Below are 4073 nucleotides of genomic sequence, written 5' to 3'. Positions count from 1 at the left end.
CGCTTGCAGCGCGCGTTCGGACTTACAAGTCCGAACCGTTTCGCAGGCGGCTTGTGTCCAAGTGGCGCACTGACGATCGTCGATGCCGTGACTAGCTTGGGTGCAGTTAACGTCCCGATCGATGAGTGGGGGCTGGATGTCGTCTGTTCTGGCTCCCAGAAAGGCTTTATGATCCCGCCTGGATTGGGCTTTGTCAGTGTCAGCCCCAAAGCCTGGGAAGCATATAAGGTCGCAAAATTACCGCGTTTCTATATGGATTTGGGTAAGTACAGCAAAGATGCTGCCAAAAACACGACCCCCTTCACACCACCGGTTAACTTGATTTTTGCCCTCCAAGCAGCACTGAAGATGATGCAGGCTGAGGGCTTGGAAAATATCTTTGCGCGGCACCATCGCCAGATGCAAGCTACCCGCGCGGCAGCCACCGCCATGGGCTTACCCTTGTACGCACCAGAGGGACACGGTAGTCCGGCAATTACTGCCGTCGCACCGACCACAGTGGATGCCGAACAAGTGCGCAGCGTGATGAAGAAGAAATTTGATATCGTCCTCGCGGGCGGTCAGGATAGCCTCAAAGGTAAAATCTTTAGAATCGGGCATCTCGGCTTTGTGTGCGATCGCGACATCCTGACGGCGATTGCTGCCCTCGAAGCAACGATCGTCGAACTCGGTCATACTGGCGTTACCGCCGGTGCGGGGGTCGCTGCTGCGGCCAAAATCTTGCTGAAGTAATCGAGATTATTGCCGGGGTAAGTGTGAGATTTGTCACCCCGATCGATCGGGAATTTAGCGATCTAGACAGCCAGGTTGGGGGTATCGAGATCGCGCTCGCCCGATCGATTTGGCGAGCGCGATCGGGGTAATACTCGATCGGGCGAGCTGCACTAGGTCGGAGCTAGCTGGGCAAAACCGGACATCGCCCCCCGATCCGATGTCCGCATGCTCGCCAAATCGTGCCGATTTGCCGGATTTACGTAATATAATTTACAATAATTTCAGTCTGATTTATCTTAGCAATGAAGATTAATATTGCTGCGATTGAAGGTATCTTTTTTATACCTTAGATCGGTTTCTAAATTGACAAACAAGCTCGCTGCGATTCGGTTGAAATCTACATATTTACATCAATGTTCGTGTATTTAATGATACTTGGATCGTTGAATTTACGAGTTTGACATTTCCAATTCAGTACCTAGCGGTGCGCGTGACAACGATCTTGAGGCCAAGCTTACAATTTAAAATCTCCAAACGTCACTGTGTCGATGTCTTTGTAGTTGTTAATAGTTACCGCCGGTTGCAGCTTTTTGAATATCTTTAGAGACTAATTATGTTAAGTAGATTTTGGAGCAAAAATAATAAACAAAAGAAACAGCAGGACTCACAACAGTTAGCAACTGACGGTGCCGAGGGAATGGTGAGTAGAGAACGCGATTTTTTCGGCGTCAAGCCAACTCGCTCCGCGCACCCCAGCATGTCCGAAAATCCCGATCCGATCGAGCGACGGCAACCAGCCCAGCGACCGCCAACTGCCGAACGCGAGTCGAGCGATCGAGACTTGCTGGCGACCGTCGATCTGGCGGGGATGGGTGCAACCGACGATCCAGACACCTGGTATCAGCAAGGTAACTCCTGTCGGAATGCCGGTAAGTTAGAAGTAGCACTGGCTTGTTATAACAAGACGATCGAGTTGCAGCCCCACAAGCAAGAAGCTTGGGCGAACTTAGCTTGGGTCTTAGTCGGACTCGGCAGATTAAATGAAGCCTTAGATGCCTATACGCAAGCCCTAGCCCTTCAGCCATTAGATGCCGAAACTTGGGCAAATCAAGGCTGGGTATTATATCAATTGGGGTATTTTCAGGAGACGGTAGAGAGTTGCCAACAGGCGATCGCCATCAATGCGGCTGACTGGTTTGCCTGGGAGCTAAAAGGACGCGCCCTGTTCGAGCTTCAAGATCCCGACTTGGCACTGGCGGCTTACGATCGCGCCTTGGAAATTCACCCCGATAGCAGTACGGCATTGGCGCATAAGGGGTGGTTGTTATTTCAGATCGGCCAGGTACAAGCAGCCTGTATTTGCTACGAACGGAGTCTCCAACTCGATCCGACGGAGCGATATACTTGGAACAATCAAGGTCAAGTCTTATTTCAGTTAGGTAATATCCGGGCGGCAACCGAATCTTATCAACAAGCGATCGTCCTCGATTCGCAATTTTATCAAGCGTGGAATAACTTAGGTGTCGCCCATTTCGAGCAAAAAAGTTTTCAAGATGCCCTGCGCTGCTATCGCTGCGCGATCGAGTTAGCACCAGAGTTTGCGGCGGCTTGGTACAACCAGGGCAAAGTCTTGTTCTTTCTGGGCGATTTTGAAGCGGCGTTGACGGCTTATACCAAAGTTACCCAACTCCAACCCGATTTCGATCGAGCTTGGAATCACTGCGGTAATATTCTGTTTCATTTAGGCGAGTTAGAACCCGCACTCCGCCGCTATGAAGTCGTCACTAAATTACAGCCCCAATTGGCTGAAGGCTGGACGAATCGCGGCCATATTCTCGCTAGACTCGATCGACCCCAAGAAGCCCTCAATTGCTACACGCAAGCGACGACGCTGCTGCCTAAAGATGCCGAAGCTTGGAACAATCGCGGGACGGCGATGTTTCAATTAGCGCGCTACGAACATGCTCTAGACTGCTATCGCAAAGCCACCCAATTTGACTCGACTCATAGCGACGCGTGGAATAATCAGGGCAAAACGCTGTTTAAACTCGGTCGATTTGAAGCGGCGATCGAATGCTACGATCGCGCCACCAAGCTCTACCCAGAATTTTATACGGCTTGGAATAACTTAGGCGTCGCCCAATTTCACCTCCAACGTTATGATGCGGCGATCGTCAGCTACGATCGCACCTTGGCGATCCAACCCCAATTTCATCAAGCTTGGTATAACAAAGGCATGGCTTTGTTTCACCTGAGCCAATACGAGCAAGCTTTAGCCAGCTACGATCGGACACTCAAACTCAAGCCCGATTATTATCAAGCTTGGAATAACTTGGGCTTCGTGCTATTTCATTTGGGACGCCATGCGGAGGCGATTAGTAGCTATAGCCATACCCTCAAACTCAATCCCGAATTTTATCCTGCTTGGTACAACCAAGGGATGACTTTGGCGCATCAAGGTAAATATCCAGAAGCAATCGCCAGCTACGATCGAGCACTCAGCTTTCAGCCTGACGATGCCTATATCTGGCACAGTCGCGGTCAAGCGATGGCTAAGATCGAGCAACCTGCCGAAGCTTTAACTTGTTTCGAGCGAGCGATCGAGCTAATGCCCAATAACTACGAACCGTGGTACGAGCGCGGTAAAATTCTGGCCGAACTCGGTCGATATCCAGCGGCGATCGCCAGTTTCGAGCGCACCTTGCAACTGAGTACCAAAGATCCGGCGATTTGGCACAGTTATGGGATCGTCCAAGGCTTACAGCAAGAATATTCCGCCGCTTTAGAAAGTTACGATCGGGCGATCGCCATCGATCCCAACTTTTATCAAGCCTGGTACGAGCGCGGCAATGCGCTCTCGGAGCTAAAAAGACACGAATATGCCATTGTCAATTACGATCGCGCCATTGCGATCGCCCCCGACTTTTTTCCCGCCAGTCAGGGCAAAGGATTATCCTTATTTAAGCTCCATCGCTACCCCGAAGCGATCGTCAGCTACGATCGCGCCTTAGCCATCGAGCCGAATAGTTTCGAGTGCTGGTGTCAGCGGGGATATGCCCTCTCCCATCTCGAACAGTGGGACGCTGCCCTCTACAGCTATCAACAAGCAATCGGCATCGATCCGATGGCGGCGACGATCTGGTATTTTCAAGGCAAAACTCTGCTCAAGCTGCAACGTTATCCCGAAGCCTTGGCAGTATACGATCGCGCCCTCAATCTTCAGCCCGCAGACTATCACAGTTGGAACGATCGGGGCTTGATTCTGGCGCATCTCGATCGGCAAGCTGCGGCGATCGAGAGCTACCGCCAAGCGATCGCCATTCAACCCGATTATCATCCCGCTTGGCACAATTTGGGCA

General features: G+C 51.3%; 2 protein-coding genes. Both read left to right on the top strand.

Features of this window, described 5'->3' with window-relative positions; translation table 11 throughout:
* A partial coding sequence (locus tag RMO84_RS18100; protein ID WP_310489834.1) for an aminotransferase class V-fold PLP-dependent enzyme occupies positions 1-732 on the top strand: 732 nt, incomplete at its 5' end.
* Between the two features lie 595 nt (positions 733-1327).
* Positions 1328-4073, top strand: a 2746-nt coding sequence (locus RMO84_RS18095) for a tetratricopeptide repeat protein (RefSeq protein ID WP_310489833.1), incomplete at its 3' end; no start/stop codon positions are given.

Source organism: Chamaesiphon sp. VAR_69_metabat_338, assembly GCF_031423935.1.
Classification (GTDB): Bacteria; Cyanobacteriota; Cyanobacteriia; order Cyanobacteriales; family Chamaesiphonaceae; genus Chamaesiphon.
The sequence above is the reverse complement of the archived record's forward strand: the minus strand, read 5'-3'. Positions and strand labels throughout refer to the sequence as shown.